General features: G+C 57.3%; 6 protein-coding genes. 3 read left to right on the top strand and 3 right to left on the bottom strand.

Annotated elements, in window-relative coordinates:
* Positions 1-714, bottom strand: a 714-nt coding sequence (locus ACXJ5O_RS16150) for a S8 family serine peptidase (protein WP_457300778.1), incomplete at its 3' end; no start/stop codon positions are given.
* Between the two features lie 90 nt (positions 715-804).
* Complete coding sequence (locus ACXJ5O_RS16145) at positions 805-2,334, bottom strand: helicase HerA-like C-terminal domain-containing protein (RefSeq protein WP_457300777.1); 1,530 nt, start codon at positions 2,332-2,334, stop codon at positions 805-807.
* Between the two features lie 329 nt (positions 2,335-2,663).
* Between ACXJ5O_RS16145 and ACXJ5O_RS16140 the strand changes: the two genes are divergently transcribed.
* Entirely contained in the window at positions 2,664-3,029 is a 366-nt protein-coding gene (locus ACXJ5O_RS16140) for a DUF2267 domain-containing protein (protein ID WP_457300776.1), read from the top strand.
* Positions 3,030-3,084: 55 nt separating this feature from the next.
* Here the strand turns inward: ACXJ5O_RS16140 and ACXJ5O_RS16135 are convergent, their stop codons facing one another.
* Entirely contained in the window at positions 3,085-3,849 is a 765-nt protein-coding gene (locus ACXJ5O_RS16135; protein ID WP_457300775.1) for an SDR family oxidoreductase, read from the bottom strand.
* Between the two features lie 187 nt (positions 3,850-4,036).
* On the opposite strand from ACXJ5O_RS16135, the gene ACXJ5O_RS16130 reads away from it, so the two are divergent.
* Positions 4,037-5,479, top strand: coding sequence for a methylmalonyl-CoA mutase family protein (locus ACXJ5O_RS16130; RefSeq protein WP_457300774.1), 1,443 nt, complete (start codon positions 4,037-4,039; stop codon positions 5,477-5,479).
* Position 5,480: 1 nt separating this feature from the next.
* Positions 5,481-6,184 (top strand): methylmalonyl-CoA mutase family protein (locus ACXJ5O_RS16125; protein WP_457300773.1); only part of this gene is annotated, 704 nt, incomplete at its 3' end.

Here is a 6,184-nt window from a genome sequence, read left to right as displayed (position 1 = left end):
GTAGGGAAGCTGCTTTTTTGCATCGAGGGCAAGCACACTGACCCAGTGGCGCTCTATCTCCGGTCTGAAGTAAGGCAGCCCCGGAATGCTATCCGGAACTGACTTTTTGTCATTTCCCGCTGCAAAAACCTGGAGAATACCAGCCTTTGCAACAGCCTCGGCAGCCGCATATGTACCGTGACCGGGATTGGAATAGTATTGGGATATGCTGTCGACCAGTTTGTAGGGGGTTGAGCCAGCGTTGTACAAGGGCGGCGGAAGAATGACTCCTATCGCCTTCTCGTCATAGCCAACACCCCAACTGTTCACAATGCCCCGCACACCTGCTTTGGCGAGCGCTTCAAAGCCAGCCCGATACATATTCTCATCATTGCCTTCGACGATACCATCTTCCGGACCTGGACCGCCATTATTGGCAGCAACGATGGCGGCATCGAAAGCTACTCCATGCATGCCAGCACCGTTACGCAAAGCACCGACAAGCCCGGCAACGCCGGTACCATGATAAATGCTTCTCACTGCCCAAGGAGCAGCATCTCCGCCATCAAGGATAAAGGCGTCACCTTTTTTCCCGGCGAGGCCCTTGTACAGCACATAAGGATCAGTGTAGGCGCGAATACCCGTCGTTACCAGCGTTTCGAGCTTGCCTGCCTTTGCGAATTCCGAATGGTTTTTCCAGGTACCGTTGTCGAACACGCCAAGCTTGAGCGCCATGCCTATAAAAGCAACACAATCGCTTCAACGTCGAAATTATTGGAATATCTTGGTTGTTTATTGCGGATGCATGGTTCCGAAACCCATTAATTACCGCCGGCTGAGGCTGCCCAATATCCCGCGCACCAGTGCTCGGCCGAGCGACCCCCCGACCGAGCGGACGACGGATTTCATCGCCGCTTCTGCCACGGTCTGGCGGCCTCTCACCTGGCCCCCGCGCGGGCCGGTCTTCGGTTCGCCGCCAAGGAAATCGGGCAGCCTCCAGCCGCCAGTGCTATCGGCGCTGGCCTCCTGCGCCGCCTCCGCTTCGGTCTTTGTCTGCTGCGCCTTCTTCTGCAAAAGCTCATAGGCGGATTCGCGGTCGACCATCTCGTCATAGAGGCCAGCGACCGGGCTCGCATTGATCAGTGTCTGACGCTCGTCGCTGGTCAGCGGCCCGATGCGTCCTGCCGGCGGGCGGATCAATGTCCGCTGCACCATGGAGGGGACGCCCTTGTCGGCCAGCGTCGAAACCAGCGCCTCGCCGGTGGCGAGATTGGTGATCGCTTCGAATGTGTTGAATGCCGGGTTGGCCCGGAACGTGTCGGCGGCCGTCTTCACCGCATTCTGTTCGCGCGGCGTGTAGGCCCGAAGCGCATGCTGCACGCGGTTACCGAGCTGCGCCAGCACCGTTTCCGGCACGTCCAGCGGGTTTTGCGAGATGAAGAACACGCCGACGCCCTTGGAGCGGATCAGGCGCACCACCTGCTCGACGCGGGTCAGCAACGCTTTCGGCGCCTCATTGAAGAGCAGATGTGCCTCGTCGAAGAAAAACACCAGGCGCGGCTTTTCCGGATCGCCGATTTCCGGCAATTCCTCGAAGAGTTCCGACAACAGCCAAAGCAGGAATGTCGAATAGAGCCGCGGGTTCATCATCAGCTTGTCGGCCGCAAGGACGCTGACCAGACCGCGGCCGTTTGTGTCCGTGCGCATGATGTCGGCGATCTTCAGTGCAGGCTCGCCGAAGAATTTCGTGCCGCCCTGCTGTTCGAGCACCAGCAGCGAGCGCTGGATCGCACCGACCGAAGGCTTCGTGACATTGCCATAGCGGGCAGAGATTTCTTCGGCACGTTCCGCGATATTGACCAGCAGCGACTGCAGATCCTTCATGTCGAGGAGGAGTAGCCCCTCCTCGTCGGCGATCTTGAAGGCAATGTTCAAGACGCCTTCCTGCGCTTCCGTCAGGTTCATCAGGCGCGAGAGCAGCAAGGGACCCATTTCCGAAATCGTGGCGCGGATCGGGTGCCCCTGCTCGCCGAAAATATCCCAGAAGATCACCGGCGAGGCAGAATGCTCGTAAGGGTCCAGTTTGACATCAGCTGCGCGCTTGACGAGAAAATCCTTGTCTTCGCCTTTGGCGCCGATGCCCGAAAGATCGCCCTTGATGTCGGCGCAGAAAACCGGAACGCCAGCTTTGGAAAAGCCTTCAGCCAGTACCTGTAGAGTGACCGTTTTACCCGTGCCGGTTGCGCCAGTGACCAGGCCATGCCGGTTGCCGAATTTCAGCAGCAAGGATTCTGCCTGCTGGTAGGTATCGTCGGATTTGCGGCTTGCACCAAGGAAAATACTGTCATCGGCCATGTCGTTCGTCCTCGTCGCAACGGTCCACTTTATCCACGGTATAAACAGCCAAACTCCACGCGACAATGGCCAAGGCTTTATCGTGTCGGGAAAATTGCCGATGCCCGGAAAATTACGGAATGCAAATGGAACAGAAAAATACAATTCCTGCACAAGACATGAGTGTTCCCATGCAAGAAAGTGCGAATCTGGCGCAAGATTTTCATCGTCCGATTGCAATTTGATTGTACGAGGTTGAGAGAATGATCCAGATTGACTTAGAGCTTGTGCGGAGGAATATTCCCGCATATTACGTAAACGTAATTCATATCAGACGGGAGATTGGACTAATGGACGAACTTATCGCGCGCATTTCCGCCAATGTCGGTACCGATCCGGACACGGCTCGCAAGGCTGTTGGCCTCATTCTGGCATTTCTGCAGAAGGAAGCGCCAGCCGACAAGGTTGAACAGTTGATTGCCGGCGTTCCCGGTGCTGAAGCTGCCATTGCCGAAGCCAACAGCAGCGGCGGCGGACTTTCCGGCCTGATGCCGGGCGTCATGGGCCTCGGTTCCAAGCTGATGGGCATTGGCCTTGGCATGGGCGAAATCACCGGCATTTCCAAGGAAACCATTGCTTTTGCTCGTGAAAAAGCCGGCAGCGGACCAGTCGACGGGGTGGTGAATTCCATTCCGGGTCTAAGCCAGTTCGTTTAAGCCGGCCTCATCGCCAATCCTGAAAGCGCGCGCTTTTTCGGCGCGCGTTTTTGTTTCAAGTCCGGTTGATCGAGACGCCTCCATCGACCAGCATCGCCGAACCCGTGGTAAAACTTGAAGCATCGGACGCGAGATAGAGCACTGACCTCGCAATTTCTCCCGGTGTCGCCCGTCGCTTAAGTGCATGTAATCCCTCAACAAAAGCAAGCTTCTCCGGCGTGTCGACCCAGGCCTCCGCCATGCTGGTTGCGGTTCCGCCCGGCAGAATCGCATTCACTCTGATCCCTTGCGGACCGAGCTCCGCAGCCAGTGTCTTCATCAGACCGATGACCCCCGCCTTGCTGGCGGCATAGGCAGCAGTGCCCGGCATTCCCACCGTGTGGCCGACAAAGGTCGAAGTGAAGATCAGCGAGCCACCGCCGCGCCTCTGCATCGCAGGGATCTGATATTTCGCCCCGAGAAAAGCGCCCGTCAGATTGACGTTCAGCGCCTCGTGCCAGCCTTCGAGAGAGACGTCCGGCGTCGGTCCCATTTCCCCATTTGTGCCGGCATTGTTGAAGGCGATGTCGAGCCCGCCAAAGGTGCTTTCCGCCAGTTCAACCAGTGACTTGGCATAGGCTTCATCACGGACGTCACCTGCCAGGGCGATGGCTTTCCCACCGTCCCATTCGATGGCTGCGACCAACTTGTCAAGCTCATGCTGGCGTCTTGCGGCCACGATGACATTCGCGCCTTCGCCAGCAAACAGTCTTGCAGTTTCATAACCGATGCCCGAACTCGCGCCGGTCACGATGGCTGTCTTTCCGATTAGCATGTTCATTGTTTTGACCTTTCGCGTTAAAGTTGACACCAGCCTTTCACGCCCGCTCCGCTCCAGCCACCCGAAACCGGATCCAACGAAAAATCTCTTATTTTCAATAAGTTGCGTCAGCGGCACTTTGCTTTGTTGCGAAGCAGCATGACTCCTCCTAAAGTCGCAAAAACAATGCGCGCAACAGGGAGAAAGCATGGACGCGTCACTGCTCAAGGAAACTGAATTTGCGCCGATTGACCGGGATGGCTGGGTTAAACTTGCGCAAAAAGCCCTAAAAGGCGCGGATTTCGATGAATCCCTGATCTCGAAGACAGACGATGCTATCGCCATCGAACCTCTCTATGAACGACGCCGCAACGCATTGCTGACTCCGCGAAAAAGTCCCTCGAAGCCTTGGCATATCGTACAACGTATCGATGATCCGGATCCGGTTCGTGCCAACAGGCAGCTTCTGGAAGACCTGGAGAACGGAGCCACCGGCATTGCTTTGATATTCGAGGGCGCCCCGAATGCTTTCGGCTATGGCCTCCCCTCGACGCGTGAGGCGGTCGACAAAGTGCTCTATGGCGTTCATCTCGACATGATCCATCTGCGCATGGATGTGCATCCGAAAAGCCGTGCCTGTGCCGACTGGTTCGTGGATTACATGCGTCCCCGGGATGTCAATCCGAAGACCCTGAGCTTCTCGCTTGGCATCGATCCCGCCGCCACTCTGGCGGGGACAGGCCGTCTGCGCATGAGCCTTGCAGCGCTGAAAGCCTCGCTGCCACAATCGCTTTCCGGCTTTTTCTCATCCGATCTGCCTGGAATTGTGCTTGAGGCGGACGGCCGCGTCTACCACAATGCGGGTGCCACAGAGGCGCAAGAACTCGGTGCGATGCTGTCCATCACCACTGGCCACTTCCGGCTGTTCGAAGAGGCGCGTCAGCCCATTGTCTATGCTGCTCCACATATCGGTTTTGCACTTTCGGTCGACCAGGATCAGTTCCTTTCGATCGCCAAGATTCGGGCTTTGCGGCGTCTGTGGGCGCGTTTGCAGGAGGCTTGCGGCAGCATGCGTCCCTCGCAGGCAACGATCCATGCCGAAACATCGTACCGTATGATCACGAGGCTCGATCCCGAAACCAATATATTGCGTAACACGATTGCAGGCTTCGCTGCGGCTGCCGGCGGTGCAGATTCGATCRCGATTTTGCCCCATACGATTGCCCATGGCTTGCCCGATGCCTTTGCACGGCGTCTCGCCCGCAACACACAGCTTGTCATTGCGGAAGAAAGCAATCTGGCCTTCGTTGCCGATCCGGCTTGCGGTTCAGGTGCGGTGGAAAGTCTGACGGAGAATCTGTGTGAGGCGGCATGGAAGGAATTTCAGGCGCTTGAACAAGACGGCGGCATTTTGCAAAGCCTTGTCGATGGCAAGTTCCAGGCTCGTATCATTGCGGCCCGCAATGCCCGGACAGAGGAATACCTTTCCGGCAAACGCGCCATTGTGGGCACGACGCTCTTCCCTGCCCGGCAAGAACGGCCGGTCGCCGTGCTTGATGCACCCCACATGCCTTTACCGACGGATGGCGTCGTTCATTGCGAACCGCTAACCTTCCCGCGCATCGATGAAACCTTGCAGGCATCTGAATAAAATGAGAATTCCGGACTTCACCAAGATCGATTGGCAAGAGCCGAAGCCCCTCGCCCCGACGCCGGAGGCCGCAGCCTGGATCACACCTGAGGGTATCCAGGTCAAGCGCTCCTATGGCGATGCGGCGCTGCGCGGGCTGCCGCATCTGGACAGCTTTCCCGGTGCTGCGCCATTCATCCGTGGCCCCTACCCGACGATGTACGTCCAGCAGCCCTGGACGATCCGGCAATATGCCGGCTTCTCGACGGCCGAGGAATCCAATGCCTTTTACCGGCGCAATCTTGGCGCCGGCCAGAAAGGCCTTTCCGTTGCTTTCGATCTGGCAACCCATCGCGGTTATGACAGTGACCACCCCCGTGTCGCAGGCGATGTCGGCATGGCTGGCGTCGCCATCGATTCAATTCTCGACATGCAACAGCTGTTCGACGGTATTCCGCTTGGCGAAATGACCGTTTCCATGACCATGAACGGGGCAGTGCTGCCAATTCTCGCGCTCTACATCGTTGCAGCCGAAGAACAGGGCGTCAGCCAAAAGCAGCTCGCCGGAACCATTCAGAACGACATTCTGAAGGAGTTCATGGTACGCAACACGTATATCTACCCGCCGCAACCTTCGATGCGGATTGTTTCGGACATCTTTTCCTACACGTCGGAAAATATGCCGAAGTTTAATTCGATCTCGATTTCCGGCTATCACATGCAGGA

The organism is Phyllobacterium sp. P5_D12, from assembly GCF_054049495.1.
The sequence above is the reverse complement of the archived record's forward strand: the minus strand, read 5'-3'. Positions and strand labels throughout refer to the sequence as shown.

Bases quoted from the DNA above. Each gene is read 5' to 3' on its own strand.
- ACXJ5O_RS16135 (WP_457300775.1), bottom strand. From the start codon at position 3,849: ATGAACATGCTAATCGGAAAGACAGCCATCGTGACCGGCGCGAGTTCG.
- ACXJ5O_RS16145 (WP_457300777.1), bottom strand. From the start codon at position 2,334: ATGGCCGATGACAGTATTTTCCTTGGTGCAAGCCGCAAATCCGACGAT.
- ACXJ5O_RS16140 (WP_457300776.1), top strand. From the start codon at position 2,664: ATGGACGAACTTATCGCGCGCATTTCCGCCAATGTCGGTACCGATCCG.